The sequence below is a fragment of the Bradyrhizobium sp. CSA207 genome (assembly GCF_029051685.1).
Taxonomy (GTDB): domain Bacteria; phylum Pseudomonadota; class Alphaproteobacteria; order Rhizobiales; family Xanthobacteraceae; genus Bradyrhizobium.
This window is the reverse complement of sequence record NZ_JAACFT010000010.1, coordinates 16703-43217: the sequence shown is the minus strand read 5'-3', so window position 1 is coordinate 43217 and position 26515 is coordinate 16703. Positions and strand designations below refer to the sequence as shown.

Sequence of the window (26515 nt, the reverse complement as noted above, 5' to 3'; positions counted from 1 at the left end):
GCCTGTGGCTACTGCTTGACCGCAAAGACCCACAGCGAGCCGCCCGCCGGCACCGTGGCAAGCCGCTCGTCACCGGAGAAGATCGAGTAGACGCCGCCATACCCACTCGTAACGGCGACATACTGCACGCCGTCCTGCTGCCAGGTCACGGGCTGCCCCTCGATGCCCGAGCCGGTCTGGAATTGCCAGAGCTTCTTGCCGCTGTCGGCGTCGAAGGCCTCGAACTCGCCGGTCAGCGCGCCCGTGAACACGACGCCGCCCGCAGTCGACAGCACGCCCGAGAAGCGCGGAATGTCGCTTGGGGCTTCCCACTTGGCTTTGCCTGTCAGCGGATCAATCGCCTTGAGATGACCGCGGGGACCATTGGGCCAGTCCCAAAGGTCGGTCAGGTCCATGCCGAGATACCATTCGCCGGCCTTGTACGTCACCGGCTCCGTCTTGTAGTGCCCGCCGAATGCGAGAGTGTTGGCGTAGGCGAGCCCAGTTTGCGGGTTGAAGGACATCGGCTCCCAGTTCTTGCCGCCGAGCAGCGAGGGATAGACAACGACCTTCTTGCCCTCGCGCGCATCCTTGCTGACGTCGGTCTCGATCGGCCGTCCCGTCTTCATGTCGATTCCGGTCGCCCAGTTGACCTTCACGTAAGGATTGGCGGCGAGCAGTTTGCCGTTGGTGCGATCGAGCACGTAGAAGAAGCCGTTGCGGTTGGCATCCATCAGCACCTTGGTCGGCTTGCCCTCGACGTTCATGTCGGCGAGCACCATCTCGGCGACGGAGTCGTAGTCGAACGGATTGTTCGGCGAGAACTGGTAGTGCCACTTGATCTTGCCGGTCTTGGGATCCATCGCCAGCACGGAGCAGGTGTAGAGGTTGTCGCCCGGGCGCACCGCCGAATTGAACGGGCCGGGATTGCCGATGCCCCAATAGACCGTGTTCAGCTCGGGATCATAAGAACCCGTGATCCAGGTCGAGCCGCCGCCGAGCTTCCAGGTGTCGCCCTTCCAGGTGTCGCCGCCGGGCTCCTCCGGCGAGGGGATCGAATGGGTGCGCCACAGATGCTTGCCTGTTGCCGGATCCCAGCCGTCGATGAAGCCGCGGGTGCCGAACTCGGCGCCGGAAATGCCGGTGATGACGACGCCGTCGGCGACCAGCGGCGCCACCGTCATCGAGTAGCCTTCCTTGATGTCGGCCGCCTTCTGCCGCCACAGCTCCTTGCCGTCCTTGGCGTCGAGTGCAATCACGTTGGCGTCGAGCGTGGTGCGGAACACCTTGCCGTCGTAGAGCGCCGCGCCGCGATTGATGATGCCGCAGCAGACGATGCGCGGCGTCTCGGCGGGATATTCGATCTTGCTCTTCCAGATCTGCTTGCCGGATTTGGCGTCGACCGCCATGGTCGCGTTGTGCGACGTCACGTAGATCACGCCCTGGTATACCAGCGGCTGCGATTCCTCGCTGCGATCGTCGTTGAAGCTGTAATTCCAGACCGGGACGAGGTTCTTGACAGTGTCCTTGTTGATCTGGTTCAGCGTCGAAAAGCGCTGGAGGTTGTACCCCATCCCGTAGTTGAGAACGTTCGATGTATCGGTCGCGCCCTTGACCAGTTGCTCGGTGGTCTGGGCGCTTGCACACGTCGATGCAAGCATGACGAGGCTCGCGGCCATCGCAAAGCGTTTCATCCGTTCCTCCCAATATGCGCGCCTTTTGACGCTGCGGCAGCAACACTCCGCCTGAAAGCAAAAGCCGTCAATACGAAAGTCGTAAGCGTCATGCCGATATGTTGGACGCCAGATGCCGGTCACCTTACGGAAACCCTACGACGATATTTTCCCACTTGTGCGGAGGCGCTGGCGAAATTCCGTGACGCGAAGCAGCGCACGCATCGTGTGGCCGGGCTCCCTCGTTGTAGAGCGCGCCGATTGCAATTCCGGGGACTTGAACCGGGGGGCTCTTTTTGACTTACCTGTCTAGATCCCGCTCAAATCGGGAAGCTCCATCACGGGAGGTTTCGATGATGTCGCGTCGCTCCGCTGCGCTTGCATTGACGGTCGCGTTGCTATCCGGTCCGGCCTGGTCGGCATCCGCAAACGCCGTCAAGATGTTTGATACCGACAATGACGGCACGCTTGATCTTGCCGAAGTGAAGAAGGCAGCAGCGGCGCTGTTCGCAAAGCTCGATCCCGATCATGACGGCACGCTGGACACGCGCGAATTGCGCGGGCGGCTGACGGCGAAGGAACTCGCAGCCGCCGATCCAGATCGCGACGGGACGCTCACGCTGGACGAATATCTGGCGGTGGTGGAGCAGCGCTTCAACGCCGCCAATCCGGACAAGGACGGAACGCTGGATGCGCGGGAGCTGAACTCGCGCGCCGGCCGCGCGCTGCTGCGGCTGTTGCGATGAGCGTACGCTGTCCTGACGTGGCGTAATTCCGCAACGAAGTTCGGAACCTCGGGCTGTTCGGCCTGTTCTCTCGGCAATGTCCTGCTCGGCGCCGGGGCAGCGCGGCGGGACAAGAGGAGATGATGCAGATGAACACGAAACGATCTGTTCTCACTGCGTGCGCGATTCTGACGTTGAGCGCCAGTGTCGCCATCGCGGGCCCCTGCAACACCGGCAGCGCCAGCACCGACAAGGATGCCGGCTCCGGTCCGGTCACCGTCGGCTCGGCCCAGTCGCAGAGTTCGTCGAGCGAGGCAAGCCAGCATCCGCCGACCAGCACGATGAATCGCGCCAGCGGCGGAACGGCGGCATCGTCCGAAGATGCGCAGCGGCAGATGCAGAGCCAGCCGACTGCAGCGGATCAGGCGGAAGGTGCGAAATCCAGTCCGCAAGTGGCGGGCAAGGATTGTTAACGCCACGGCTACGCGTGAGTCGAAAATCTGCGGCGGTGCATCGCACAAGGTGCGTCTCTTGCCCGAGAGTGAACACCTCTTGTCCGAGAGAGAAGTGTCGGCGTGAGAATCGCGAGAGATGCATTCCCGCCTTCGATTCCAGACTTGCGCTGCACTTGACCCAGCCCTAGGTTTCGGTCGCGCGATGTCGCGCTCAATCCCTTGGGAGACCCCGAATGGCTTGGAAAGCTCCGAAGATTGTGGAAGTGCCGGTCGGCATGGAAATCAACATGTACGCCTGCGCTTCGCGCAAGTAAGACCACCCAGCGACCTGCCGCGGCTTCGATGGCAAACACCGTCGAAGCCGTGGCAGTGTTCGGACCGCTATCGCCCGACATCGTCTCGTGCTCTCGCTTGCGGTTATGCAAAGCCACGCCCGTTCGGGCGTACTCTCCGTGCAGAATCTCATCCGCGCTCCGTCCGTAGTATGTTACGCTGACGCCGGTCAGCGCTACTGCCGCATCAAGGCGGCGCGCGCCTTCGGGATACGGGATGCGCGTCGCAGCCTTGAGGTTTTGGACGGCGGTTGCGTGCTTCGTCGCGCTTGCCCCGGCGCGCGCCGGCGCGGAGGAGGGCTTTGATACCGAGCACATCTTCGGCTTCATGATCGGTACCGACGTCGGCACTCCCGGCGAGCGTGAACTCCAGAGCCAGACGACGGGGCGGTTCGGCAAGGGCAGCGGGACCTACCGCGCCCTGTCGCAGGAGATCGAGGTCGTGCCGCTGCCGAACTTCCGCATCGAGGTCGGCGGCACCGCCACGTTGCACGACATCACCGGCGTCCCCGACATCGACGACCGCCGCCAGCTCAACTTCCAGGGTGTCTCGCTCGACCTGCGCTATCGCCTGCTCGACCGCGAGCGCGCGCCGTTCGGACTGACCGTCGCCGCCGAGTTCCATGGCGACCGCATCGATGAGACCTCCGGCGCAAAGGGCCGAATGTACGGCACCGACCTCACGCTCGCCTTCGACCGCGAACTCATCCCGAACTTTGCCATCGGCGCGCTCAACCTGATCTATCAGCCGGAATGGGCGCGCTTCGAGATGGCCGGGCAGTCCGAGAAGAGCTCCATGATCGGCGTAGCTTTTGCCGGCATGGCCCGCCTGCGCCCCGACGTGCTGCTCGGCGGCGAAGTGCGCTACTTCCGCCAGTACGACGGTATCGGTCTTGGCGAATTCGCGGGCCAGGCGCTGTTCGTCGGTCCCACCGCCTATTTCCAGCTTTCCGAACGCTCGCGGCTCACCGTGAGCTGGAGCATGCAGGCCTGGGGCCGTCCCGCCGGATCCGCCGCCAATCTCGACCTCGTCAATTTCGAACGCCACCAGGCAAGGCTGGTGTTCGGGGTAAATTTCTAGGGTGCGCTCTTGACCTCGCCCGGCTTGCGGGGAGAGGTCGAATTCGAGCGTAGCTCGAATTCGGGTGAGGGGGACTCTTCGCGATTCGAACTGGTTCCGTCCCCGTGGATTGAAACTTCCCGCTCCCTCGGACGTAACCTTTGTTGCTAATCTTCATCGCCCCTGCGCGAGGATCCCGGCATGAATCCGATTGATCTGGTGGTGACCGTGTGTGCGGTGCTCTCGCCTGCAACCTGCGAGGAGCAGCATCTGGTGTTTTCCTATGCGGGGTCGCCGACGCAATGCGCCATGGCCGCACCGCCGTATATCGCGCAATGGATCGGCGACCACCCGAAGTGGCAGGCGGTGCGGTGGCGCTGCGAATATCCTCATCGGAACGACAAGGCCTGACGCGCCCACGCTACTTGGTGCAGTCCTTCAGATCCTTGTCGGCGACCGAGAACACCGCGTCGGCCCTGATCTCGATGTCGCGGACAATGCATTGCCGCGCATTGGGATAGCTGACCTTGGCGTCGTAGCGGCCGGGCTCGACGCCGGTGATGCGCAGCCGCTCGTCATGGTCGACCTCCTTGTCCTTGTCGTTCAGGGTCTGGTTGGGGCCCCAGTCGGTCTTCCCGGCCGGCGAGAGCTGGAATCCGGAAATGGTCTCCGTGGTTAAATTCCAGAGCCGGATGCCCTTGCCCTTGCTTTGCGCGGCGGCTTCGCCGGCAAACGCCAGCAACGCGATCAACACCAGACCCCAACGCATCAAATCGTCCTCCCAAGGCGACGCCGTTATTGCCTGATCAGGCGCTCGCGGTTCTTTGCCTTGTCGAAATTCCTGGCGCGGTCAAGGCCGATCGGTGCGATCAGCCTGGCGGAGGCGAGATCGGCGCCCTCGAAATCGGTGTCGATGACGGTCGCCCCGGTCAGGTCGGCGCCACCGAGCTGGGCGTTCCGGAGCGACGCACCGGTCAGGTCGGCTCCCCTGAGGGAGGCAAACTCGAGATCGACGCGCGACAGGTCGGCGTTGCGCGCGTTCAACCGTTCCAGATTGGCCGATCGCAACACGGCGCGCATCAACCCCATCGACTGGTTGCGCATGTCGGCGCCGAGATGCGCGTCCGCGATCGAGGCGCCGACCAGGCTCGCGCCGCTGAGATCGGCTGCGATGCGCGCGCCGGTCAGATCAGCGCCGTCGAGGTGAGCGCGCGCCATCTGCGTGGCGAACAGGTTGGCGCCCTTCAGGCTCGCGCCGGTGAGATCCGCGTCGAGAAGCCATGCCTGATCGAGGATCGCTCGATCAAGACGGGCGCCGCCGAGTTTTGTCTTGTTGAGCCGTGCCGCGCGAAGCACCGCCCTGGAAAGGTCGAGCCCCGAGAGATCGAGCCCCGACAAGCGCGTGCCGGTGAAGTCGGCGGGCGCGCCGGCGCTCGCTTTGGCCAGCACCGTCTCGACCTCCTGCCGGCTCATTTCAGCGGAAACCATGGCGGGTGAGGTGAGGTCGACGTCACGCATCATGTCCTGGGCGCTCGCCATGGTCGCGACGAGCGCGAAGCCAAGCGTCGTCAGAGCAACGGTTCGTCTCATCATCAGGCTCCGCTGCCGGCATGTTTAGCACATGCGCCGCGCGGCTGCCTATGAGACATCCCGCCCGGCGCGTTCGCCGCCCTGTTCATCCGGGGCTCGCCGCGCAAGCCCGGCCTTGATCGCGGCAATCGCGGCGTCGCCGCGTGCCTCGCGCGGGATGCCGATGGGGACCTCGGCCAGAATGCGCGCCGGGCGCGGCGACAGGAAGAATAGGCGGTCGCCGAGGCGCACCGCATCGTCCAGGCTGTGCGTCACGAGCAGCGTCGTGACGGGCCGGCTGGCGACCAACGTCGCGATCTCGTCGCGCAATCGGCCGGCCAGCGCGTCGTCGAGCGAGGCCAGGGGCTCGTCGAGCACCAGAATGTCCGGCTCGACCGCAAAGGCGCGGGCGAGTGCGACGCGGCGGGCCAGCCCCAGCGACAATTCGCCGGGGAAATGGCTGCGATGCGCTTCCAGCTCCAAAATCCTGAAGAGTTCGGCGAGTTTTGCGTCGCTCACGTCGGGTGCCGCCAGCCGCACATTCTGCTCGACCGAGCGCCACGGCAGCAGCCGAGGCTCCTGGAACACCATGCCGACCCGCGCCTCGGGCGGACGCGCGACGTGCCCTTGATAGTCGCGGTCGAGCCCGAGGATGATGCGAAGCATCGTACTCTTGCCGCAGCCGGACGGGCCGATCAGCACGCCGACCTCGCCGGATTGAAGCGCGAATCTGATCGGCGCCAGCACCTCGTGCGTCTCGCCCGCTGCGCTTTTGAACGTCTTGCCTGTGATACCGACCTCAAGCCGCACGGGGCCGCCACCTGCTTGCGTGGGCTTCGAACGGCTGCACCAATGCCGTCTCGATCACGAGCACGACGGCGGCAAAGGTCAGCGAATAGGCGAGCAGGCGCGGTGTGTCGAACAGCTGGAACGCGACGCCGATCTCGAAGCCGACGCCGTTCGGCCGCCCCAAGAGCTCGGCGACCAGCACGATCTTCCACACCAGCGACAGTCCGGAGCGCGCCGAGGCCGCGACATAGGGCGCAAGCTGCGGCAGCACGACGTGACGGAACGCGCGCCAGCGCGGCATCGCGAACACGCTCGCCATCTCGTCGAGCGAGCGATCGAGCGCGCGGGTGCCTTCGCGTAAGGTGACGACCGCGGTCGGCAGCTTGTTGATGGCGATCGCCGCGATCGCGGCCGCTTCGGTCAGGCCGGCCCAGATATAGGCGAGCACGATCACCACCAATGCAGGTAAGTTGAGCAGTAGGATCAGCCAGGGATCGCCGAGCCGGTCGGCGAGCTTCACCCGGCCCATCAGATAGCCGATGGCGCTGCCGAGCGACATCGCCAGCACGAAGGCGAGCGCGACCCGCGCGAGCGTGGCGCCGAGATGGAGGAACAGCGCACCGCTCGCGGCTTCCGCGATCATGACGTCGAGCACGGCGGGCGGGGAAGGCAGCTTTGCGCCGCCGACCAACAGCGCGGCGGTCCACCAGACGACGAGGAACAGGGCAAACGAGACCAGACGCAGCACCTCAATCTCCGGCGACAGCGTGATAGAACGTGCCGGGATCGAGTTCGGCCGCCGGCCCAACCAAATCACGTCCGCCGGTCTCGGCCAGCACGCGGTAGAGCACGCGCGCGTCGGCCTCCTCGTCAGCGATGCTCCGCCGCGGAATGCCGTCGCGATAGCGGTCGCGGTAGGTCTTGAGCACGACCGGATCGGTGGTCCCGGTGAGCGGCGCGATCTTGTCCCAGGCTGCATCTGACGAGACCAATAATTGCTTGGCCTTGCGGGTCATCGCAATGAAACGCGCCACCGCCTCGCGATGGCTGGCCGCCCAGCTCTCGTCGAAGACATAGCCGACCGCGGAGACCGCGCCTTTGGCGCCGAGCTTCGGCAAAATGTCCTCGATGCCGGCGAGGCGCCGGAAGCCCTTGGCCTCCAATTGCGCGCAGAAATTCCAGAAATTGAGGCTCGCATCCATCTCGCCGTCGAGCGCCTTCGCGGCGATCAGGGGCGGCGCGCCGTAGGCGATGGTTGCCTCCGACTTCAGGTCGATGCCGTCCTGCTTCATGCGCGCTTGAAGCAGCAGCCAACTTTTGTCGATCGGGCCGCCGCCGACGCCGAGCTTGCGTCCCTTCAGGTCGGCGAGGGTCTTGATCGGTGAGGCGGCCGCCACCATCACCGCACCGAGGGCGCTGGAATAGGGATAGAAGGTCAGCTTGGCGCCGAGCGCGCGCTCACGCGACACCCAGAGCCAGTCGGACAGCATGATGTCGGCATTGCCGGCGCGTAGCGCGATTTTGCCGGCCTCGGGACTTGCGAGCTCGGTGACCTCGAGCGAGAGGTCGGCCTCCTTGTCGAGCCCATTGGCGCGGATCGTGGCCAGCTCCCATGAGAATGTTCCGGTCTTCTGCACCGCAAGGCGGATCGCATCCGCAGCATGACTGGCTGCGACCTGTGTCAGCGCCAGCGTCATCGCGAGCGCAAAAGTTCGACCAAGAAGTCTCATCACCTTGTGAGCCGTTTCCTCGAAGGAATGCTTTTCAGGACAATACGCATAGCATAGCTTTGTTCGCAACCAGTGGGAGGACGCGCATGAATCTGGCGGGACGGCTACGACCGATTGTCGCCTCATTGGCGGCGCTGGCGGCAACCGCGTGCGTGGCGCGAGCCGACGAGGTCAATGATTATCCGACCTCGGCGCGTGCCGAATACGTCTATGGCTGCATGAAAGCCAATGGCGAGAGCCGGCAGTCGATCGAGCAATGTTCCTGCTCCATCGACGTGGTGGCCTCGATCGTCTCCTACGAGCGCTACGTCACCGCGGAAACCGCGCTCAGCATGTCCCAAGTGCGCGGCAATCTCGGCACGCAGTTTCGCACCTCGGAGCAGGCGAACTCCGCCGTGAACGATCTCAGGCGCGCGCAGGCCGAGGCCGAGGTGAGGTGCTTCTAACCCTTTTGCGGGGGCTTACCGCGGTCGTCATGGCCGGGGTTGTCCCGGGCATCCACGTCCTGGCGGCGCGTGACGGAGATCGTGGATGGCCGGGACGAGCCCGGCCAAGACGAAAGCAGCAAGTAGAGCTCACGTCCCCGGCTTCTCCACATCCCACTCATTCCGGAACACATGCCCGTCCGTATCCTTGGCTTCCGCGCGAAAACGCTTGGCGCCGTTGGAGACGTAGGTGAAACGCAGATTGGGATCTTCCGAGATCGAGATGCCGCCTTCCACGCCGAGCACGAGGCTGTCGTCCTGCGTCAGCTTCAGCTGGTTGACGAAGTAGGCGGGGATGTAGAGCTGCGTGACCTGGTCCATCTGGAGGCCGGAATTGTTGGGATGGCCGATCATGATCTGCGCTTCGCGGATGCGGCTGGCCGGCGCAGCCTCCCGCGCGAATTGCCGGTAGCGCATCTGGCCGAGCCGGCTCGTAGCTTCCTCAGCGTTCTTCCCCGCCGGAGCGGAGCATCCGCCAGATGCCTTCACATAGGTCTTGGAGACGTAGAGCTGGCTGTCGCTGAGCTCTGCCACGGCGTGGACGTCGGTGTAGTTGTTGACCCGTACGCGGGTGGAGATTTCCGTAACGTTGGCGTCCGGCCCGAGCTCGAACTTCGCCGCCATCGGCGCCGGGTTGCGATCGATCACCAGCGTGATCGCGCGGATGCGGCGGCTATCGCCGGGCGACAGCTTGCTGCGCAAAGTCACGGGCACGATGGCCGCGTCCTCGGCACGATACGGCATCTCGATACCGATGACGTCGGCGCCGTCCTGCATCGGGCGGTTGTTAAAGATGTCCTGCACCAGGCCCGGCCAGGGATCATAGGCCTCTTCGGCGCGCGCAGGGGCCGCGAATGCCAAGCCGAGCAGTGCGGCGATGAGGGGCAGGCGGATGTTGTGTCCAAGCATGGTCATGGTCCCGCGCGGACGAAGCAGTCAGCCTAGCTGCCTCCTGACGTCAAGCGTAGCGCGTTCGCTACTCCCATTCAATTTCCGAAAATGCTGCGGTTGCGTTGCGGGCGTTGTAGTCGTCGAACAGCTCCCAATGCGCCCGTTCCGACTCGGCTGCCTTCTCCGCGGCGGCCCGGATCGGCTCGCCCTTCTTGTTGAGCGCGCGGACGTCGGACAGCAGCGTCGAAAGATAGCGCCGTTCATCGGCCAACGCCGCGGGCCAGTCATTCACGGGGCCGTGACCGGGGACAACACGGACCGCCGGAATGGTCTCCAGTTCCTGCAACAGGGCAAGCCAGCCGCGAATGCTGCCGTCCATCACCGGAACGTGGCGGAGAAAGACGAGGTCGCCCGCGAAGAGCGTCTTTGTCGTCTCGTCGAGCACGGTGAGATCGCTGTCGCTGTGCGCGGCCGGCCACGCCCGGAAGCTCAGGCGGCGCGATCCGAGATCGAGCGTCAGCGTGTCCGCGACGAGCAGCGTCGGCGGCACGATCTTGACCGGAGAGATCAGTTCGTCGCCCATGATCCGTCTGAAATTGTCGAGATAATATGGGCCGCGCGTCGCCAGCGCCTGCGGCAGCTTGCTGTGGCCGACGAAGCTGGTTCCCTCGGCGACAAAGGCCGCATTGCCGAAGGCGTGGTCGGGATGGCCATGGGTGTTGATGACGTAGCGGATCGGCTTTTTGGTGCGGGCCCGCACCGCCCTGAGCAGTGCCTCGCCTTCACGGACGCTGCCGCCGGTATCGATCACGGCCACCGCGTCTTCGCCGATGATGAAGCCGACATTGGCGATGGTCCCCCCATTCTCGCGCGTCATCAGGGCAATGGTCCCGGAGTGTACGAATATTCCCGGCGCGACTTCGCTTACAGGCAATTCGGTCGGTTCGGCGCGTGCTAGCGTCGGGAGGCTCAGCAGGACCAAGGCTGCGATCATTGAAGCGATGTGGGACAATTTGCCGCCTCAGTTCAAAGGGTTTGCCGCATTGCACTGCAGCAAAGTCAAACCAACACAAAGTTGGCGAAACATGGTGCGTCCGTGCGTTGCATGGATAGCATTCGAACAAAATGAGGAGGAAGCGCGATGATGGAGGCCGGACGACATCGTCGCTGGTTATTTTCGCTGTGTGTGATGGCGGCGTCTTGCGCGATCGGCGACGTTGCCGTCGCGCAAACGAGCGACAGTGGCGACCTCTCGTTCGAGCTGGTCGATCCGAAAGTGCTGCGCGTCTGCTCCGATCCGCGCAACCTGCCGTTCTCGAACGAAAAGGGCGAAGGGTTCGAGAACAAGCTCGCCGAGCTGTTCGCCGACAAGCTCCAGAAGAAGCTCGATTACGTCTTCTTCCCGCAAGCCACGGGCTTCGTGAAGATGACGCTGGGCGCACATCGCTGCGACGTCATCATGGGTTATCCGCAAGGCGACGACCTCGTGCAGGGCACCAATCCCTATTATCGGACGTCGTACGCGCTGGTCGCCAAAGCGGGTAGCGGGCTCCAGGACGTCGATACGCTCGAAGACGCGCGGCTGAAGGGCAAGCATGTCGGCATCGTCGCTGGCACGCCGCCGGCGACCAACATGGCGATCGCCGGCCTGATGGGGGATGCAAAGCCTTATCCCTTGATGATCGACACCCGCTTCGACAATTCGGCGCAGGCGATGATCGACGATCTCGTCGCCGGCAAGATCGATGCCGGCGTGCTGTGGGGACCGATGGCGGGCTTTTACGCCAAGAAGGCTGGCTCGCTCCACGTCACGCCGCTGGTGAAGGAAACCACCGGACCAAAACTGGCCTATCGCATCGGCATGGGCGTGCGCGCTGCCGATCAGAACTGGAAGCGGCAGCTCAACAAGCTGATCCAGGAGAACCAGGGCGAGATCAACAAGATCCTGCTCGACTTCGGCGTGCCACTGCTGGACGAGAGCGACCGGCCGCTCGGCGCGGAGACGGCCAAGAAGGCGCCATGAGGCGGCACGTTGCTGCTGCGCTCGTCGCCGCCGTGCTGGCGGCACCGACGCTTGCGCAGCAACAGGAGCCGTTCGAGCCCGAGGGCTATCGCACCGACAATTACCGCGCGCCGGTGCCGGCGACGCTTGCAGGCGCGCGCGTGCTCACCACAGCCGAAGCCGAGGCGATCTGGCGGGGTAAAAGTGCTGCTTTCATCGATGTGATGCCGCGTCCGCCGAAGCCGAAGAACCTTCCCGAAGGTACCATCTGGCGCGAGGCGCCGCGCAAGAACATTCCCGGCAGCATTTGGCTTCCGGATACCGGTTACGGCGCATTGCCGCCTGCCATGGACGATTTTTTTCGCGGCGGCCTTGCACGAGCCGCGCGCGGCGACAAGGCGGCGCTGCTGGTGATCTATTGCCTGGCCGACTGCTGGATGTCCTGGAATGCCGCCAAGCGCGCGCTGGGCGAGGGCTATTCCAACGTCGCCTGGTATCCCGACGGCACCGACGGCTGGGAGCGCGCCAAGCTCCCGACCGAAGCGGCGCAGCCCGAGCCGCGGCCGGAGCAGTAGCTGTTGGAGGAGGCTGTGGCCGAGGCGCAGGCGCGCTCCCTCGCCCCGCTTGCGGGGAGAGGGTTGGGGTGAGGGGACTCTCCGCGCGGACGGTGAGAGTTGAAGTCGCAGAGACTCCCCCTCACCCGGATTGCATCTTCGATGCAATCCGACGCACGCGGGGAGAGGTGAAGAAAGGAACTACTGCTTCTGCAGCTTGGTCAGCGTCCCTGTGCCGTTGGTATCGGTCGCAGAGTAGTTCACCCTGTCGCCGGCATGGACGGTATCGAGCATCGCCGCGTCCTTGGCCTTGTACTCCTGGAGCGCGCCAGCGCCGCCGGCGCTGCCGCCGACTGTTCCCTTCTGCGTCTGCTGGATCGAGATCGTGCCGTTGAGCCGGTCGATCCTGGTGATCATCCCGGTCATGTCGTCAGCAAAAGCGCTGGATGCGAGCATGCCGATGGCTGCAGTGCCCGCGAAGATAAGTTTTACTGTTCCCATCAAGGCCTCCCGGCGTTGGAGATTCACTTCGACAAGACATCCTAGATCGATTTGGTTCCGCCAGATAGCACGGCAAGATTAGCGATCGCGGCTGCATCGCGGGAACTCTCTCGCTGTCAGCGAGACTGACGCTATTCCATCTCTTGCTGGATCACGCGGCCGAGCGCGAACAGGCGCTGGTCGATCGCCGTCGGAACCTCGCAGACGAATCGCACCACCTTGTGGCGGTCTTCGAAAATGCGGGTCTTCCAGATCAGATCGTTGCTGAGCGCCTCGACCTTGGCCTCGTCGCGCGGTGTCGCGCCCTGGAGCGCCTGGAGTTGAACCGCCTCCTCGCGGATCTTGTCGGCGGCTTCGCGCTGCTTGCGGCTGACGCGTTCGAGACCGTTCATCACCTGGGAGCGCTGGGCATTGAGCGTATCGAACAGGCCGGCGAACAGCAGTTTGGCATTCGCCGCCTTGTCGGCCGCGGAGCCCGCCAGAAATTCTTTCACCGACTTCTCTGCCTCGTCCAGCGGCGTCTTCCGGGCCGACAGCTTTGCGACCAGCGCAGCCACCTTCTCGTTGTCCTTCCACTTGTTCTGGACGTCGTCGAGCGGCGGCCCGGCCCACACGGCGGCGAGCGAGATCTCGGGAACCTTGGCTTGCGTGCAGGGCCAGTCGGGATAGCGCTGATCGGCCGCGCGCGCGGCGGTGCCCGCAACTGCGAGCGCCACGGCGGCTATGGTCACGATCCGGAACATCATCCTTCGCCTCCCGCAGGGCCGCGTCGCGCCAGCCCGCGCGAGGGATCATAGGCGAAAATCGCCCCGATCATGAAGACGATTGTGCAGGTCGCCACCACGGCCAGCGAGACCCAGTTGATCTGTCCATACAGCGCGAAGCGGATCAGCTCGACCGCATGGGTGAACGGATTGGCTTCGCAGACATAGTAGAGATAGGGGCTGCCCTCCTGCACCCGCCACAGCGGGTAGAGCGCGGAGGAGGCGAAGAACATCGGGAAGATCACGAAATTCATCACGCCGGCAAAATTCTCGAGCTGCTTGATGCCGGAGGAGATCAGCATGCCGAGCGAGCCCAGCATCAGCCCGGACAGGATCAGCGCCGGCAGCACGGTGAGATAGCCGATGGGAGGAGGGGTGATGTCCCAGAACCAGGCGATCAGGAGAAACGCGTAGACCTGGAGCAGCGACACCGCGGTGCCCGCGAGCAGCTTGCAGAACAGCAGGAACCCGCGCGGCAGCGGGCTCACCAGCAGCGTGCGCATATTGCCCATCTCGCGGTCATAGACCATCGACAGCGAGGACTGCATGCCGTTGAAGAGCTGGATCATCGCCATCAGCCCGGGGGCGATAAAGACCTCGTAGAGGATGTAGGTCTCGTAGGGCGGGATGATGGAGATGCCGAGCACCTGGCGGAAGCCCGCGGCGAAGATGAACAGCCACACCAGGGGGCGCACCAGCGCGGAGACGAAGCGCTCGCGCTGATGCAGGAAGCGCAGTCCTTCGCGCCAGACGATGCCGGTGAGGCAGGTCATGTACTCGGCGAACGAGAAACCGCGTGGCGTGTCGTGGGCGGTGACGCTGCTCATCCGCGAGCTTCCGGCATCACTTGCGCGCCGGTCAGGCGCATGAAGGCGGTGTTGACGTCCTGTGCGCCGGCATCCGCGATCACGCGGCCGACCGGGCCCTTTGCCAGCACCTTGCCCTGGTGCAGCACGACGAGATCGTCGCCAGCCGCGATCTCGTCGAACAGATGCGTCGCCCAGAGCACGCCGATGCCTTGCTCCGCGACGAGCTGGCGGACGTGGCTGATGATGTCGGCGCGCGCCTTGACGTCGAGGCCGACGGTCGGCTCGTCCAGCAGCAGCAGCCGCGGCCGGTGCAACAGCGCGCGCGCGATCTCCAGCCGACGCATCTGTCCGCCCGAGAGATCGCGCACCTTGCTGCCGGCGCGCTCGGCCAGGCCGATGCGATCGAGCAGTTCGGCGGCGCGCGCGGCGGCGTCGCGGCGGCCGATGCCGTGGAGGGCCGCGTGATAGAGCAGGTTCTGCGTCAGCGACAGATCGAGATCGAGCGTACGCGGCTGGAACACGACGCCGAGCAGCCGCAGCGCCTCGCCGGGCGTGCTGCCGACGTCATGACCGAAAATGCCGATGCGGCCGGACTGGATGCCGAACAGGCGCGTAATCAGCGAAAACAGCGTGCTCTTGCCGGCACCATTGAGGCCGAGCAGCGCGGTGAAGCTCGCAGGCTGAACGTTGAAGGAGACCTCGATCAGGGCGCGTCGCGGGCCATAGGCATGGCTGACGCCGTCGATCGACAGCGCCGGCACGGCAGCCGGATCAGGCTTTGGCGCAGCGTCGCGCGGTTCGGCGATGGGGGCGGGGCTGGTCATGGCGCGATCGTGATGCCCCAGGGCAGTTCGCCCACCTGAATGGTCTTGATCACTTTTTGCGCGGCGACGTCGATCACGGAGACGTCGTTGGATACGCCGTTGGTAGTGAGCAGGTATTTTTCGTCCGGCGTGAACGCCATGTGCCAGACACGCTGTCCGACCAGCAGGTATTTCGTCACCTTGCGTGTGGCGGTATCGACAACCGCGATGCGGTTGGCGGGGCCGAGTGCGATGAAGGCGGTCTTGTCGTCCCTGGTCATGCCGATGCCGACCGGCTGGATCGCCTCGCGGCGCAGGCCCGGGATCTCGAACGTGACCTTGCCGATCACCTCGTGCTTCCTGGGATCGATGACCGAGACGGTGCCGCCGATCTCGGAGGACACCCACAATTCCGAGCTGTCGTGCCTGAATTCGGCAAAGCGCGGCCGCGCATCGACCAGCACGTTGGCGACGATCTGGCGGGACGAAGTATCGATGAAATGCGCCATGTTGGTCGTTTCCGACGTGTTGATCAGCGTCTTGCCGTCGGGGCTGATGGTCATGCCCTCGGGCTCGACGCCGACCTGAATGTCGCCGAGGCGGGCGCGCTTCTCCAGATCGATCACGGTCACCGTGTTGTCGTTCTCGTTGGCGACGTAGAGGATCTTGCCGGCAGCATCCTGGGCGAACAGTTCCGGGTCGGGACCGGAGGGCAGGCTATCCACGACGCTCTGCGTCTTGGCGTCGATCACCTGAATGGTGTCGTCGTCGCCGACCGCGACCATCACGAACTTGCCGTCGCGGGTGAACTCGATGCCGCGCGGGCGCTGGCCGACCTTGATGGTTTTTGTCACAGTCCAGCTCTCGGTGTCGATGACCGAGACCGTATTGCCCTTCTCGTTCGAGACATAGGCGATGAACGCATGCGCCGGCGCCGCCGCAAGCGCGAGGCCAGACAGCAATCCAGCACGCAACATCCGCGTTCTCACTTCAGCTTGCATTTGCTCTCCGGGCGATCATAGCCGAGCGTATCGAGCTCGGAGACCTGGTGCAGGAAGCCTTCCTGCGGCGACACCGACACCACCATGCGGCCGTCGACCAGCAGGATCGGCTGGCGAAGCTGCAGGTTCCAGTCGCGCAAGGTCAGCTTTGTGCCCTTGAAGGCTGCGACGGAAAAATCCGGTCCCTTGATGAAATCGCTGACCTTCCTGACGTCGCCGGAATTGGTGCGCGAGGTGGCCTCTCCGATCATGCGCACCGCCGTCCAGGCCTGCATGTCGAGCGCGCTCATCCGCCGCGAATTCAGCTTCATGAAGCGGTTCTGCATCTGGATCGCGCCCCACTGGTCCTGCGCCGCATCCCAGCTGCGCGGCACGAGGCCGGCCGAGCCCGCAACGGGGCGGGGGTCCCAGGTGCGGTAGGGCAGATAGGCTGCGAACACCTCGCTCTCGTCGGCCGCCACCAGCACGTCATAGGCCGGCGCCTGTTGCGTGAACACCGGCATCTGGCGTTGGATCAACGTCACGCCAGAGTCGGTGCGGCGCGCGCCGCCGGTATCCTCGAAAACGCGCTCCTGCACGATCTTGGCGCCGAACCGCGTCGCGGCGCGGCGCAGTGCATCGGCAAACAGCTTGTCCTCGTCATGCGAGCCGACCACGAGCAGCCAGCGTTTCCACTGCTTCCACACCAGATACTGTCCGAGCGCATCCGCCAGCATCGCCCGCGTCGGCGCGGTGTGGATGACATTGGCGCGGCAATCGGCCTCGCGCAGCCGCTCGTCGATTGCGCCGGCGTTGAACAGCAGCGTGCCGCGGTCGCGCAGGCTATCTGCGACCTTCAGCAGCGCGTCGGCGGGCAGGTCGGCGATGATGAAGCCGTTGCGCGCGGCAAGGTCGGTCGCAGCCTGGACCGCATCCTCGCCTTCCCTCATGCGGCGTTCCTCCAGCGCAAATCGCTGATTGAGGAATTTTCCAGTGGTATTGTTGTCCTCAATCGCAAGGCGCGCGCCGGCGAGGCCGTCATTCTCGGCGGGCTGCTCGACCAATGACAGTGTCGATCTGGTGCCAGCGACGCCGAGATAGCCGACGCCGATCAGCGCCGGGTCCGCCGCGCGCGCTTGCGTCGCCGCCAGACTCAAGCCGATCAGGACGACCAGGCATCGGATCATGCTTCCTCCGCAGGTCTCCCCGGCTTGACCGCCGGTGGAGAATTGTCTCTGCTAAAGCATGACCGATTTGGCCCGGCTTGCAACCCCGCATTTCGTCCTCGCGCGCGCTGGAATCACGATCATGCGAGCGCTGATGGCCGTCGCAGCTTTAATTGCGACGGCGTCAGTCGCGTTTGCCGATCCGCCGAAGCTCGCGGTGTTCGATTTCGAGCTGATCGACACCAGCCTGCCCGGCGAGTTCTACGGCTCGAAGCCGGAGCTGGAGCGGCTCGATCGCATCAGCGAGCAGCTGCGCAAGGAGCTGGCAGGATCAGGCCGCTTCCAGCTGCTCGATATCGCCCCTGTCAGGGATGCCGCCCGTCACAGCAATCTGCAGGCCTGTGGCAACTGCGATCTCACCTTTGCCGGCCAATTGGGCGCTGAGCTCGAGATCACCGGCATGGTGCAGAAGGTCTCGAACCTGATCATCAACCTCAATATCTACCTGCGCGACGTGAAGACCGGCAACATGATCGCCGTCGCCAGCGCCGACATGCGCGGCAACACCGACGAATCCTGGTCCCGCACGATGAGCTATCTGATCCGCAACCGGCTGCTCGCGCCGAATTACGGGCGGCGGGAGTAAAGTCGCTGCAAATCTCGCGGCGATGACGGTGCACCCTCTCCCCTTGTGGGAGAGGGTGGCTTCGCGAAAGCGAAGCCGGGTGAGGGGTTCTCTCCGCGAGTCCGCTTCCACCTGAATTCGGGATAGGACCCCTCATCCGGCGCTTCGCGCCACCTTCTCCCACAAGTGGAGAAGGATGAAAGATCACCCCTTCAACCGATCCGCATGCCAGTGAAGATGGTCGCTCATGAAGGTCGAGATGAAATAATAGCTGTGGTCATAGCCCGCCTGGCGCCGCAGCGTCAGCGGGATGCCCGCCTTGGTGCAGGCGGCTTCCAGCAGTTCGGGCCGCAACTGCTCCTTCAGGAAATTGTCGGCCTCGCCGACATCGACGAGGAAGCCCGAAAACTTCGCGCCGTCCTCGATCAGCGCCACCGTGTCATGGGTGCGCCATGTCTCCTTGTTCGGCCCGAGATAGCCGGTCAGCGCCTTGATGCCCCAGGGCACCTGTGATGGCGCCACGATCGGCGCGAACGCGCTCGCGGCGCGAAAGTGGTGCGGATTGCGCAGCGCCACCGTCAGCGCACCGTGGCCGCCCATCGAATGTCCCATGACCGATTGGCGCTTGGCATCGACCGGAAAATTCTCCGCCATCAGCTTCGGCAGTTCGCCGGTGACGTAGCTCCACATGCGATAGTTGCGCGCGAACGGCTCTTGTGTCGCATCGACATAGAAGCCGGCCCCCAAGCCGAAATCATAGGCGTTGTTGGCATCGCCGGGCACGTCGGGCCCGCGCGGGCTGGTGTCGGGTGCGACGAAGATCAGGCCGAGCTCGGCGCAGGCGCGGCGGAATTCGCCCTTCTCGGTGACGTTGGCATGGGTGCAGGTGAGCCCGGAGAGATACCAGACCACCGGCAGCTTGGCGCCCTGCGCATGCGGCGGAACATAGACCGAGAACACCATGTCGGTTCCGGTCGCCTGGCTCGCATGGCGATACACGCCCTGCACGCCGCCATAGGATGTATTGGTCGAGACAGTCTGGATCGTCATGCCTTGGGCTCCATGGCATCTAACCACATCAACAATGCAACACTTGTGTGACCGAATTTGTGCGGACGCGCCAAGTCTGGTGCAAGGTCAGGCCACGCCGCTGTCGATCGCCAGCCGCACCAGCTCGACCGAGGTCTTGACCCCGAGCTTCTGACGCATGAGCGAGGAGGTGTTGGCGACCGTCTTGTAGGACGATTGCACCAGCCAGGCGATCTCGGACAGGCTCTTTCCGGCGCTGAGCAGCCGCAGGATCTCCATCTCGCGCGCGTTCAGCTTCGACAGCGGGTTTTGCGCCAGCGTCGGTCCGGCGAAGGCGATGCTGCGGGCGATCGCGCTCGGCAGATAAGTGCCGCCGCTGCCGACGGTGCGGATCGCCTCGACGAGATCATCGGGATCGCCGGTCTTGGAGACGTAACCCTTTGCCCCGCACTCGATCGCGCGCGCGGCGAAAGCAGGGTCGTCGTTCATGCTGAACATGATGATGCGGGCCTCGGGCGCGCGATCGAGGATGCGGCGCGCCAGCTCGAAGCCGGAGACGGTCGGCAGGTTGATGTCGATCACGCAGAGGTCGGGTCGCTCGACGATGAACACGCCTTCGCCGTCCTCGGCATCGGCGGCCTCCAGGATCTCGATCTCGCCTTCGTCGGCCAGCACGGCGCGGCAGCCGGAGGCGACGATCGGATGGTCGTCGACGATCAGAATGCGCATAGGCGTTCCCCGCGACAGCGTCCCGGCCTGTTTCGCGCCGCATGAGCCGGACAAGACCGATGCGCGGGCATCATGTCTCATGTCAGGCCATGCAACCCAGTCGCGATTGCTGTACGCTTTCGATTAGATATCGGGCGCTTCGGGTCTGTCAACGCCATCGCACAGCCACGAGCAATCCTTCGCGGGGCACGGGCAATACCAATGTGGCAAAATCTATCCTTGCGCGGTCGCATCAACCTGCTGCTGGCGCTGCTGCTGGCGCTCGGGCTCGCCGTCAATATCGGCCGCCAGGTCGCCGAGGCGGGACCGCGCGTGCAGGCCGAGGACCAGAGCGTGATCCGGCTCGCGCGCGAGTTCATCGAGATGATCGTTGCTGATCTCAACGAGGCACCCGATCCCGACGCCAGATTGAACCAGATCGCGCGCGATCTCAGCCGTCTGCGCCATGTCAGCATCGCGCTCAGGGACGCCAGCGGTAATCCGCTCACGCCGCCGCGGACCGAGGAGGATGACGCGGCCCGTGCGCCGCCGGCGTGGTTCGTCAGCCTGGTACATCCGGAGCAGACCGCGGTCAGCGTGCCTGTTTCGATCCACGGCAAGCCCGGCTCGCTCGTCATCACCTCGCATCCCAATGACGAGATCGCCGAGATCTGGGACGGCATCGTGACCCAGCTCGAGGTCGGTTCGGTGATCGCGCTCGCGCTGTTCCTGGTGATGATGACGGTGGTCGGCCGTGCGCTCGGGCCGCTTCAGTCTCTGGCGGAGGTGATGGCCGAGCTCGAAAGCGGGCGCTATCAGGCGCGGGTCGTGCCGGGCGGCGCACCCGAGCTTTCCGCGATCTGCACCAGGCTCAATCACCTCGCGGCCACGCTGGGGGAGGCGATCGAGGACAAGCGGCGCCTTGCCGAGCGTAACGTGTCGCTCCAGGACCTGGAGCGCAAGGAGATCGCCCGTGAGCTGCACGACGAGTTCGGGCCGTATCTGTTCTCGCTGCGCGCGCATGTCAGCGCGCTGGCGAAGCAGGCGGACGGGCGCGTCCCGAGTGCGGACGCCGTGCGAAAACACGGCAGCGCCATGCTGGAACAGATCAATGCGCTGCAGCAATTCAACCGCCGCGTGCTGGAGCGGCTGCGGCCGGTCGGCCTCGCCGAGCTCGGCCTGCGCCAGGCGCTGGAATCGCTGTCGCGGCTGTGGCGCGAGTCGCATCCCGATGTCGCGATCGAAACGACGATCTCGCCCGCGCTCGGGCCAACCGGGGAGACCGCCGATCTCACCATCTATCGCACCGTGCAGGAAGCGCTCACCAACGTGTTCCGCCATGCCGGCGCGACCTCGGTCAACGTCGTGATCGAGCCGGTCGAGCAGCCCGGGCGCGACGGCCGCGGCTGCGCCCGGGTGCGGGTCAGCGACAATGGCCGCGGCATGGACCCCGGCCAGACGCTCGGCTTCGGCCTCGTCGGCATGCGCGAGCGAATTCTGGCGCTGGGCGGCACGCTCAGCGTCGCCTCCAGCGAGGGCGGGCTGACCGTGGAAGCGCTGGTTCCGACGGCGCCGGCATGATCGCGCGAAAGGGAGGCGGGAAGAATTACCGATTTTGTCGGGAAAACGTTCGCCGGGATCGCCCGACCTTTTACGGCTGGCGCGTGCACGGTGGTCGACTACACTCGTCTCAAACAAACGGCGATTCAAAACAGCCGCAAGAAGCCAAAGAACGTGGTTGCGGATGGGACGGCAGGAATGGGCGTGCGAAGGCTGTTGATCGCCTCGGTATCGACGGGGCTGGCGTCTGGAATTGTGCTCGGGACAGAGGCGCGGGCCGCGCAGGACGAAGAGACCAACGTTCAAAACCTGCCGGCAATCGAAGTGGTGGCGCCACGGCAGGCCCCAAGGCGTGCGCCATCGCGGGCGCCGGTACGTTCTGCGAGTGCCGCGAAGCCCAACAACAGGCTGTACGTCTACCCGACATCGCCAGGCACCGGCAGAGGCCTCGAGGTCGACAAGGTTCCGTCAGCGATCAACGCCGTCGATGCCAACCAGATCAAGCGCACGGGATCGCTCAACGTCACCGACGCGCTGCGCGACAACATCGCCGGACTCAACATCAGCGAGGTCACCGGCAATCCGTTTCAGCCGGATGTCGAATTCCGCGGCTTTGTCGCCTCGCCCGTGACGGGCACGCCGCAGGGCCTTGCCGTCTACCAGAACGGCGTCCGCATCAACGAAGCCTTCTCCGACGCCGTCAATTGGGACCTGATCCCGACCGCCGCGATCAGGTCGGTCACGCTCGTGACCAACAACCCTGCCTTCGGCCTCAATGCGCTGGGCGGCGCGATCAACCTGCAAATGAAGGACGGCTTCACCTACCAGGGCGCCGAGATCGATATGATGGGCGGCTCGTTCGGCCGCATCCAGGGCTCGGCGCAGTGGGGCAAGCAAGTTGAGAAGAATTACGCCGTCTACGCCGCGCTTGAAGGGCTGCACGACAACGGCTTCCGCAATTTCTCGCAATCGGATGTGCGGCGCTTCTACGGCGATGTCGGCTACAAGGCCGGCGACAGCGAATTCCACGTGAATATGGGCGTTGCCAAGAACGATTTCGGCGCCAGCGCCACCGTTCCGGCCGAGCTGCTGGATAGATATTGGGGCGCAACCTATACGACACCGCAGATCACCAGCAATCGCGTCGGCTACCTCAATTTGACCGCCAAGGCGGAGGCGACGCCGACCTGGACGCTCGAGGGCACCGCGCATGTGCGCCGGTTCGAGCAGAAGATCGTCGACGGCAATCCGACCGACGTGCAGGAATGCGCGATCGCGGGGCTGCTGTGCTTCGGCGACGACGCCACGCCTGCGAATGGCGGCAACGGCGCGCAGCTTGCCAATCCCTTTGCGCCTGGAACGATCCTTGGCGAGATCGACCGGGGCTCGATACGGTCGACCAGCTTCGGCGTGTCGGGGCAGGCCACGAATGTCGATCAATTGTTCGGGCACGACAACCGCTTCGTGGTGGGGGCGACCTACGACGCCGGCGTCACGCGCTACAACGCAATCGCCGAAATCGGTTCGATTGCAGAAAACTACGTCGTCAGCGGCAGCGGCGTCTTGCTGGGGCCGTCGGGCACGACCACCACCGGCCTCACCGGTCCCGTCTCGCTGCGGACCGTCAATCAATATAACGGCCTGTACGCCATGGACACCTTCAACGTCACTGATGCCTTTGCGGTCACCGGCGGCGGCCGTTTCAACGTGGCGCGCATCTCGCTGGAGGATCAGCTCGGCACCGCGCTCAACGGCGATCACACCTTCACCCGTTTCAATCCGGTGATCGGCGGTACCTACAAGGTCACGCCCGAGCTGACGGCCTATGCCGGCTATTCCGAGGCCAACCGCGTACCGACGCCGCTGGAGCTCGGCTGCTCCGATCCGAACAATCCCTGCCTCATTGCGGCGTTCCTCGTCTCCGATCCGCCGCTCAAGCAGGTCGTGTCCAAGACCGTGGAGGCCGGCCTGCGCGGCACCAGGGAGTTGAACATCGGCACACTCGGATGGAAGCTCGGCGGCTTCCGCGCCACCAACTACGACGACATCCTCGCCATTCCCGTTCCCGGGCGAACCGGCTTTGGCTATTTCTCCAATGTCGGCAGGACACGGCGGCAGGGACTCGAGGCCGAGGTCAACATCAAGTCCCCGACACTCCAATTCCAGGCGAGCTACGCCTTCGTCGATGCCCGCTTCCTCGATGCATTGACCCTCGGCTCCAACAGCCCGTTCGCCGATGGCGACGGCAATATTCAGGTCGTGCCCGGCAACCAGATCCCCGCGATCCCGCGCCACCGCGTCAAGCTCGGCATCGACTATGCCGTGACCGACGTCTGGAAAGTCGGTGGCAACGCGATCTTCGTCTCCAGCCAGTATCTGGTCGGCGACGAGTCCAATCAATACGCGAAGCTGCCGTCGTCCACCGTCTTCAATCTTCACACCTCCTATCAGGTGACGAAGGACGTCCAGCTCTACGGCCGCGTCGATAACATCTTCGACAGGCGCTATGCGACCTATGGGCAGTTCTTCGACAAAGGCGCGTTGCCCAACTTCGCCAACGGCGGCGCCGACTTCAGCGACCCGCGCTCGCTGAGCCCGGCGCGGCCCCGCGCATTCTACGCGGGGATGCGGGTGACGTTCTAGGCAGATTCGAAGCGCGGGCGTCCTCGATTGCACTCACGACGCTATGGAGGACGCGCCTGGTTCGGCTCTAACCCCACACAAGCGGTCAGTAGTCCCAGAAGGCCGGTACCCAACGAAAGACGTCGCCATCGATCGCCACCCGTCCGACGGACGGGAACGGCATATGAGTGGCGACCAGCAGCTCGCTGGTCTCCGCCAGCTCCCGCAGGAGCCGGACCCGAACGCGTGCCGCCTCCTCGGGATCGTGTTCGAAGCCGTTGTGCCAGTCGGGGTGGTCGAACCCGACCGTGAATACAGCGTCGCCGGCGAACATCAGCCGCTCGCCGCCGGAGGCCACGCGGACCACGCTGTGCCCGGGGGTGTGCCCGCCGGTACGAGAGACCACCACCCCCGGCGCCACCTCATATTCCTCATCGAACTGTCGCAGCTGGTTGTGATACTCTTTGGTGAACCGCTTGGCGGCCGACCGAAGCGCGTCCGGGAATCCCGGCGGCATGGAGGTGTGGGAGAAATCGGGCGCCTCCCAGAATTTGACCTCGGCGGCCGCCACGTGGATCCGCAGGTCCGGACGCAGCCGGTCTTTCACTCCGTCGACGAGCAATCCACCAACGTGGTCCATGTGCATGTGGGTGAGCACCACGTCGGTCACGGACGCGAGATCGATGCCGGCGGCCTCCAGTCGCTTGATCAACTGCCCGGCCCGCGGCAAGTGCAAGTCCGGGTCAGACCCTAGCCCGGCGTCGATGAGTATGATCTTGCCGCCGCTGCGCACCACGACCACGTTCAGCGCCCAGTCGAAAGCGTCCGGCGGCAGGAACATGTCTTTCAGCCAGCCCGCCCGCGCGGCCGGGTCCGCGTTGTGTCCTAACATTTTGGTTGGCAGCGGTAGCACGCCATCGCTGACCACCAGCACGTCAATGTCGCCGACCCGCAGCGCGTAGCGCGACGGAACCAATTCGTCGGGCGCCCGTCTGGCGGGGTGGGAGGTGTTGTCTAGGCTCAAGTTTGTCAGGCTCATGTTTGTCTCCTGCTTCATTGTAAAAGTCGCTGGCTGGTCCCGGTTGAGCAGGCCGCGCAGCCAGCAGCGAGCGCGACCAGCATCGCCTGGGCGTCTAGAGGTCAGTCACGCGTTCCGGATCGGCCGACGCGAGCGCAGCGGCCCGCTCGGCTTTCGGCGGATAGATCCAGACGGTGTTGATCTCCTGCTTCGTCTTCTTGGCGATGTCGCCGACCATCTCGACCTTGCGTTCCCAGCCGCGCGTGAACAGCGCGCCGGCTTCGCCGAGGTCGAGGCAGGTGACATAGGCCTTCTGGTGGTAGGGCTTGGTCGGAACGCCCAGCAGTTCGGCGGCGGCGTTGTTGCCGGCAAAGGCGCCCATCCGCGTGGCGTGCTGGCACGACATCAGCGCGTAGTTGCCCTCGTCGTCGCAGGCGGCACGGGCTGCATCGCCGGTGGCGAAGACGCCCTGGACGCCCGGCACGCGCAGATCGCGGTCCACCAGGAGCCGGCCGAAATTGTCGCGCTCGGCGGGAATCTGCGCGGTCAACGGCGCGGCGCGGATGCCGGCCGCCCAGACCACCGTCTCGGTTTCGATGTGTTCGCCGGTCGACAGGGTGACGCCGGATTTGTCGAGCGAGGCGACGCCGGCCCCGAGCCGGATCTCGACGCCGAGCTTGCGCAGCGCGTCCTCGATGAGCGGACGGGGGCCTTCGCCCATGTCGGGAGCGATCGCGCTGTTGCGCTCGACGATGATCACGCGCGTCCTGGATTCCTTGCCGAAGATGCCGCGCAGGCGCGCAGGCAGCTCGGTTGCGGCCTCGATACCGGTGAAGCCGCCGCCGGCGACCACGACCGTATCGCGTCCATTGACGGCCGGCCGGTCGGCGAGGCCGTGCAGATGCTTGTCGAGCGCGATTGCGTCGTCGAGCGAGTCGACGCTGAAGCCGTGCTCGGCAAGGCCCGGAATGTTGGGACGGAACAGGCGGCTGCCGGTGGCGACTACCAGACGGTCGTAGGATAGTGTCTTGCGCGTGCCCTTGGGAGTCGTGATCTGCACCGTCTGCGCCTTGATGTCGATCGTCTCGGCGCTGCCCTGGATGTAGTCGACGTCGATCGCCTTGAGGACATCGAGCAGCGGCGCCGTCAGGGTTTCCGGCTTCGGCTCATAAAGCCGCGGGCGCACCACCAGCGTCGGCTTCGGTGCGATCAGTGCGATTTCGAGATTGTCGGGCGAAACGCCCTGAATCTCGCGCAGGCGGGCGGAGGAGAGGGCGGCGTACATGCCGGCGAAGCCGGCGCCAATGATGAGAAGTCGCATGTGGTTTACTCCTGGGTTTGGTGGCTCGGGACGTGCGCGCGTCGTCGCCGCCGCTCAATGCGGCAGAGCTGTTGCGATCGACGATGACGCGAAGAGGGTGAAACGGAGACCGCCGGATCCTTACGGCGCGGAGCAGTTCGGCAGTGAGGACAGCAGCGAAGGGCCTTCACATGCGGCCTGGCAGCTTCTCGGGCCCGATGGCCAGCCGCGCAGAGCTACCGGCACCATAGGTTTCCTCGGCCAACCCTGATTGATCAGGATCGCCGTTGCGGGATTGGCGCTTTGCGCAGTTGGTACCGGCGCTTCTTCGGCCGTTGGCGAGGTGAAACGCACGGTCAGTGAGAGTCCGTACAGGAGTGCCGTCG

The 26515-nt window shown here is 64.8% G+C and carries 29 protein-coding genes; 11 read left to right on the top strand and 18 right to left on the bottom strand.

Going from position 1 to position 26515, the window contains the following annotated elements:
- Nucleotides 1-8: 8 nt before the first annotated feature.
- The gene (locus tag GWG65_RS13140; protein ID WP_275195987.1) at nt 9-1673 is read right to left on the bottom strand and encodes a methanol/ethanol family PQQ-dependent dehydrogenase; all 1665 of its coding nucleotides are present in this window, start codon (nt 1671-1673) and stop codon (nt 9-11) included.
- Nucleotides 1674-2005: 332 nt separating this feature from the next.
- Here GWG65_RS13140 and GWG65_RS13135 point away from each other — a divergent pair, with 332 nt between their 5' ends.
- The 5 genes from GWG65_RS13135 to GWG65_RS13115 all read left to right on the top strand — a co-directional run bounded on the left by GWG65_RS13135 (nt 2006) and on the right by GWG65_RS13115 (nt 4635).
- The gene (locus GWG65_RS13135) at nt 2006-2398 is read left to right on the top strand and encodes an EF-hand domain-containing protein (protein WP_275195986.1); all 393 of its coding nucleotides are present in this window, start codon (nt 2006-2008) and stop codon (nt 2396-2398) included.
- Nucleotides 2399-2526: 128 nt separating this feature from the next.
- Nucleotides 2527-2850 (top strand): hypothetical protein, encoded by a 324-nt coding sequence (locus GWG65_RS13130; RefSeq protein ID WP_275195985.1) that lies wholly within the window; start codon nt 2527-2529, stop codon nt 2848-2850.
- 215 nt (nt 2851-3065) lie between these two features.
- Nucleotides 3066-3146, top strand: a complete 81-nt coding sequence (gene pqqA / locus GWG65_RS13125; protein WP_008562446.1) for a pyrroloquinoline quinone precursor peptide PqqA — start codon at nt 3066-3068, stop codon at nt 3144-3146.
- 235 nt (nt 3147-3381) lie between these two features.
- Nucleotides 3382-4245 carry a hypothetical protein gene (locus GWG65_RS13120; protein ID WP_275195984.1) on the top strand — a complete coding sequence of 288 codons (864 nt, stop codon included), beginning with the start codon at nt 3382-3384 and terminating at the stop codon, nt 4243-4245.
- A gap of 180 nt (nt 4246-4425) precedes the next feature.
- The gene (locus GWG65_RS13115; protein WP_275195983.1) at nt 4426-4635 is read left to right on the top strand and encodes a hypothetical protein; all 210 of its coding nucleotides are present in this window, start codon (nt 4426-4428) and stop codon (nt 4633-4635) included.
- A 10-nt stretch (nt 4636-4645) separates the two neighbouring features.
- Here the strand turns inward: GWG65_RS13115 and GWG65_RS13110 are convergent, their stop codons facing one another.
- The 5 genes from GWG65_RS13110 to GWG65_RS13090 are packed head-to-tail and all read right to left on the bottom strand — an operon-like array spanning nt 4646 to nt 8312.
- Nucleotides 4646-4993, bottom strand: coding sequence for a hypothetical protein (locus GWG65_RS13110; RefSeq protein WP_275195982.1), 348 nt, complete (start codon nt 4991-4993; stop codon nt 4646-4648).
- A 26-nt stretch (nt 4994-5019) separates the two neighbouring features.
- Nucleotides 5020-5817 (bottom strand): pentapeptide repeat-containing protein, encoded by a 798-nt coding sequence (locus tag GWG65_RS13105; RefSeq protein ID WP_275195981.1) that lies wholly within the window; start codon nt 5815-5817, stop codon nt 5020-5022.
- 45 nt (nt 5818-5862) lie between these two features.
- Nucleotides 5863-6603: an ATP-binding cassette domain-containing protein gene (locus GWG65_RS13100; protein ID WP_275195980.1), complete on the bottom strand. Its 741-nt coding sequence runs from the start codon at nt 6601-6603 to the stop codon at nt 5863-5865.
- Complete coding sequence (locus GWG65_RS13095) at nt 6593-7330, bottom strand: ABC transporter permease subunit (protein WP_275195979.1); 738 nt, start codon at nt 7328-7330, stop codon at nt 6593-6595. The genes GWG65_RS13100 and GWG65_RS13095 overlap by 11 nt, the downstream gene beginning before the upstream one ends.
- Nucleotide 7331: 1 nt before the next feature.
- Nucleotides 7332-8312: an ABC transporter substrate-binding protein gene (locus GWG65_RS13090; protein WP_275196137.1), complete on the bottom strand. Its 981-nt coding sequence runs from the start codon at nt 8310-8312 to the stop codon at nt 7332-7334.
- Nucleotides 8313-8398: 86 nt separating this feature from the next.
- On the opposite strand from GWG65_RS13090, the gene GWG65_RS13085 reads away from it, so the two are divergent.
- Nucleotides 8399-8758 carry a hypothetical protein gene (locus tag GWG65_RS13085; RefSeq protein ID WP_275195978.1) on the top strand — a complete coding sequence of 120 codons (360 nt, stop codon included), beginning with the start codon at nt 8399-8401 and terminating at the stop codon, nt 8756-8758.
- Between the two features lie 129 nt (nt 8759-8887).
- Here the strand turns inward: GWG65_RS13085 and GWG65_RS13080 are convergent, their stop codons facing one another.
- Entirely contained in the window at nt 8888-9712 is an 825-nt protein-coding gene (locus GWG65_RS13080; protein ID WP_275195977.1) for a quinoprotein dehydrogenase-associated SoxYZ-like carrier, read from the bottom strand.
- A 61-nt stretch (nt 9713-9773) separates the two neighbouring features.
- Entirely contained in the window at nt 9774-10700 is a 927-nt protein-coding gene (locus GWG65_RS13075; protein ID WP_275195976.1) for a quinoprotein relay system zinc metallohydrolase 2, read from the bottom strand.
- Between the two features lie 129 nt (nt 10701-10829).
- Here GWG65_RS13075 and GWG65_RS13070 point away from each other — a divergent pair, with 129 nt between their 5' ends.
- Complete coding sequence (locus tag GWG65_RS13070; RefSeq protein ID WP_275195975.1) at nt 10830-11711, top strand: substrate-binding domain-containing protein; 882 nt, start codon at nt 10830-10832, stop codon at nt 11709-11711.
- Complete coding sequence (locus GWG65_RS13065; protein WP_275195974.1) at nt 11708-12265, top strand: PQQ-dependent catabolism-associated CXXCW motif protein; 558 nt, start codon at nt 11708-11710, stop codon at nt 12263-12265. Before GWG65_RS13070 ends, GWG65_RS13065 begins: the two co-directional genes overlap by 4 nt.
- A 180-nt stretch (nt 12266-12445) precedes the next feature.
- Here the strand turns inward: GWG65_RS13065 and GWG65_RS13060 are convergent, their stop codons facing one another.
- From GWG65_RS13060 to GWG65_RS13035, 6 genes are all read right to left on the bottom strand, one after another.
- Nucleotides 12446-12745: a copper-binding protein gene (locus tag GWG65_RS13060; protein ID WP_275195973.1), complete on the bottom strand. Its 300-nt coding sequence runs from the start codon at nt 12743-12745 to the stop codon at nt 12446-12448.
- A gap of 131 nt (nt 12746-12876) precedes the next feature.
- Entirely contained in the window at nt 12877-13491 is a 615-nt protein-coding gene (locus tag GWG65_RS13055) for a hypothetical protein (protein WP_275195972.1), read from the bottom strand.
- Nucleotides 13488-14336, bottom strand: a complete 849-nt coding sequence (locus GWG65_RS13050) for an ABC transporter permease (protein WP_275195971.1) — start codon at nt 14334-14336, stop codon at nt 13488-13490. Before GWG65_RS13050 ends, GWG65_RS13055 begins: the two co-directional genes overlap by 4 nt.
- Nucleotides 14333-15142 (bottom strand): ABC transporter ATP-binding protein, encoded by an 810-nt coding sequence (locus GWG65_RS13045; RefSeq protein WP_275195970.1) that lies wholly within the window; start codon nt 15140-15142, stop codon nt 14333-14335. Before GWG65_RS13045 ends, GWG65_RS13050 begins: the two co-directional genes overlap by 4 nt.
- Nucleotides 15139-16122, bottom strand: a complete 984-nt coding sequence (locus GWG65_RS13040; RefSeq protein WP_275195969.1) for a YVTN family beta-propeller repeat protein — start codon at nt 16120-16122, stop codon at nt 15139-15141. Before GWG65_RS13040 ends, GWG65_RS13045 begins: the two co-directional genes overlap by 4 nt.
- Entirely contained in the window at nt 16107-17288 is a 1182-nt protein-coding gene (locus GWG65_RS13035) for an ABC transporter substrate-binding protein (RefSeq protein WP_275195968.1), read from the bottom strand. The genes GWG65_RS13040 and GWG65_RS13035 overlap by 16 nt, the downstream gene beginning before the upstream one ends.
- A 58-nt stretch (nt 17289-17346) precedes the next feature.
- Between GWG65_RS13035 and GWG65_RS13030 the strand changes: the two genes are divergently transcribed.
- On the top strand, nt 17347-17913 hold the full coding sequence (locus GWG65_RS13030) for a DUF3280 domain-containing protein (protein ID WP_275195967.1): 567 nt from the start codon (nt 17347-17349) through the stop codon (nt 17911-17913).
- Nucleotides 17914-18096: 183 nt separating this feature from the next.
- On the opposite strand, the gene fghA is transcribed toward GWG65_RS13030, so the two are convergent.
- The gene (fghA, locus tag GWG65_RS13025; RefSeq protein WP_275195966.1) at nt 18097-18942 is read right to left on the bottom strand and encodes an S-formylglutathione hydrolase; all 846 of its coding nucleotides are present in this window, start codon (nt 18940-18942) and stop codon (nt 18097-18099) included.
- 87 nt (nt 18943-19029) lie between these two features.
- Nucleotides 19030-19650: a response regulator transcription factor gene (locus GWG65_RS13020; RefSeq protein ID WP_275195965.1), complete on the bottom strand. Its 621-nt coding sequence runs from the start codon at nt 19648-19650 to the stop codon at nt 19030-19032.
- Nucleotides 19651-19851: 201 nt separating this feature from the next.
- Here GWG65_RS13020 and GWG65_RS13015 point away from each other — a divergent pair, with 201 nt between their 5' ends.
- Nucleotides 19852-21210 carry a histidine kinase gene (locus tag GWG65_RS13015; protein WP_275195964.1) on the top strand — a complete coding sequence of 453 codons (1359 nt, stop codon included), beginning with the start codon at nt 19852-19854 and terminating at the stop codon, nt 21208-21210.
- A 177-nt stretch (nt 21211-21387) separates the two neighbouring features.
- Nucleotides 21388-23832 carry a TonB-dependent receptor gene (locus GWG65_RS13010; RefSeq protein WP_275195963.1) on the top strand — a complete coding sequence of 815 codons (2445 nt, stop codon included), beginning with the start codon at nt 21388-21390 and terminating at the stop codon, nt 23830-23832.
- A gap of 85 nt (nt 23833-23917) precedes the next feature.
- On the opposite strand, the gene GWG65_RS13005 is transcribed toward GWG65_RS13010, so the two are convergent.
- Nucleotides 23918-24850: an MBL fold metallo-hydrolase gene (locus GWG65_RS13005; protein WP_275195962.1), complete on the bottom strand. Its 933-nt coding sequence runs from the start codon at nt 24848-24850 to the stop codon at nt 23918-23920.
- 94 nt (nt 24851-24944) lie between these two features.
- A complete protein-coding gene (locus GWG65_RS13000) occupies nt 24945-26150 on the bottom strand; it encodes an NAD(P)/FAD-dependent oxidoreductase (protein WP_275195961.1) in 1206 nt (401 codons plus the stop codon).
- Between the last annotated feature and the right edge of the window lie 365 nt (nt 26151-26515).

Excerpts from the sequence above, each read along its gene's own strand:
- GWG65_RS13065 (WP_275195974.1), top strand. The coding sequence starts at position 11,708 with ATGAGGCGGCACGTTGCTGCTGCGCTCGTCGCCGCCGTGCTGGCGGCA.
- GWG65_RS13055 (WP_275195972.1), bottom strand. The coding sequence starts at position 13,491 with ATGATGTTCCGGATCGTGACCATAGCCGCCGTGGCGCTCGCAGTTGCG.
- GWG65_RS13060 (WP_275195973.1), bottom strand. The coding sequence starts at position 12,745 with ATGGGAACAGTAAAACTTATCTTCGCGGGCACTGCAGCCATCGGCATG.
- GWG65_RS13005 (WP_275195962.1), bottom strand. The coding sequence starts at position 24,850 with ATGAGCCTGACAAACTTGAGCCTAGACAACACCTCCCACCCCGCCAGA.
- GWG65_RS13090 (WP_275196137.1), bottom strand. The coding sequence starts at position 8,312 with ATGAGACTTCTTGGTCGAACTTTTGCGCTCGCGATGACGCTGGCGCTG.
- GWG65_RS13030 (WP_275195967.1), top strand. The coding sequence starts at position 17,347 with ATGACCGATTTGGCCCGGCTTGCAACCCCGCATTTCGTCCTCGCGCGC.
- GWG65_RS13105 (WP_275195981.1), bottom strand. The coding sequence starts at position 5,817 with ATGATGAGACGAACCGTTGCTCTGACGACGCTTGGCTTCGCGCTCGTC.
- GWG65_RS13115 (WP_275195983.1), top strand. The coding sequence starts at position 4,426 with ATGAATCCGATTGATCTGGTGGTGACCGTGTGTGCGGTGCTCTCGCCT.
- GWG65_RS13015 (WP_275195964.1), top strand. The coding sequence starts at position 19,852 with ATGTGGCAAAATCTATCCTTGCGCGGTCGCATCAACCTGCTGCTGGCG.
- GWG65_RS13020 (WP_275195965.1), bottom strand. The coding sequence starts at position 19,650 with ATGCGCATTCTGATCGTCGACGACCATCCGATCGTCGCCTCCGGCTGC.
- GWG65_RS13080 (WP_275195977.1), bottom strand. The coding sequence starts at position 9,712 with ATGACCATGCTTGGACACAACATCCGCCTGCCCCTCATCGCCGCACTG.
- GWG65_RS13050 (WP_275195971.1), bottom strand. The coding sequence starts at position 14,336 with ATGAGCAGCGTCACCGCCCACGACACGCCACGCGGTTTCTCGTTCGCC.
- GWG65_RS13000 (WP_275195961.1), bottom strand. The coding sequence starts at position 26,150 with ATGCGACTTCTCATCATTGGCGCCGGCTTCGCCGGCATGTACGCCGCC.
- pqqA (WP_008562446.1), top strand. The coding sequence starts at position 3,066 with ATGGCTTGGAAAGCTCCGAAGATTGTGGAAGTGCCGGTCGGCATGGAA.
- GWG65_RS13135 (WP_275195986.1), top strand. The coding sequence starts at position 2,006 with ATGATGTCGCGTCGCTCCGCTGCGCTTGCATTGACGGTCGCGTTGCTA.
- GWG65_RS13140 (WP_275195987.1), bottom strand. The coding sequence starts at position 1,673 with ATGAAACGCTTTGCGATGGCCGCGAGCCTCGTCATGCTTGCATCGACG.
- GWG65_RS13085 (WP_275195978.1), top strand. The coding sequence starts at position 8,399 with ATGAATCTGGCGGGACGGCTACGACCGATTGTCGCCTCATTGGCGGCG.
- GWG65_RS13070 (WP_275195975.1), top strand. The coding sequence starts at position 10,830 with ATGATGGAGGCCGGACGACATCGTCGCTGGTTATTTTCGCTGTGTGTG.
- GWG65_RS13035 (WP_275195968.1), bottom strand. The coding sequence starts at position 17,288 with ATGATCCGATGCCTGGTCGTCCTGATCGGCTTGAGTCTGGCGGCGACG.
- GWG65_RS13130 (WP_275195985.1), top strand. The coding sequence starts at position 2,527 with ATGAACACGAAACGATCTGTTCTCACTGCGTGCGCGATTCTGACGTTG.
- GWG65_RS13110 (WP_275195982.1), bottom strand. The coding sequence starts at position 4,993 with ATGCGTTGGGGTCTGGTGTTGATCGCGTTGCTGGCGTTTGCCGGCGAA.
- GWG65_RS13045 (WP_275195970.1), bottom strand. The coding sequence starts at position 15,142 with ATGACCAGCCCCGCCCCCATCGCCGAACCGCGCGACGCTGCGCCAAAG.
- GWG65_RS13040 (WP_275195969.1), bottom strand. The coding sequence starts at position 16,122 with ATGCAAGCTGAAGTGAGAACGCGGATGTTGCGTGCTGGATTGCTGTCT.
- fghA (WP_275195966.1), bottom strand. The coding sequence starts at position 18,942 with ATGACGATCCAGACTGTCTCGACCAATACATCCTATGGCGGCGTGCAG.
- GWG65_RS13010 (WP_275195963.1), top strand. The coding sequence starts at position 21,388 with ATGGGCGTGCGAAGGCTGTTGATCGCCTCGGTATCGACGGGGCTGGCG.
- GWG65_RS13120 (WP_275195984.1), top strand. The coding sequence starts at position 3,382 with ATGCGCGTCGCAGCCTTGAGGTTTTGGACGGCGGTTGCGTGCTTCGTC.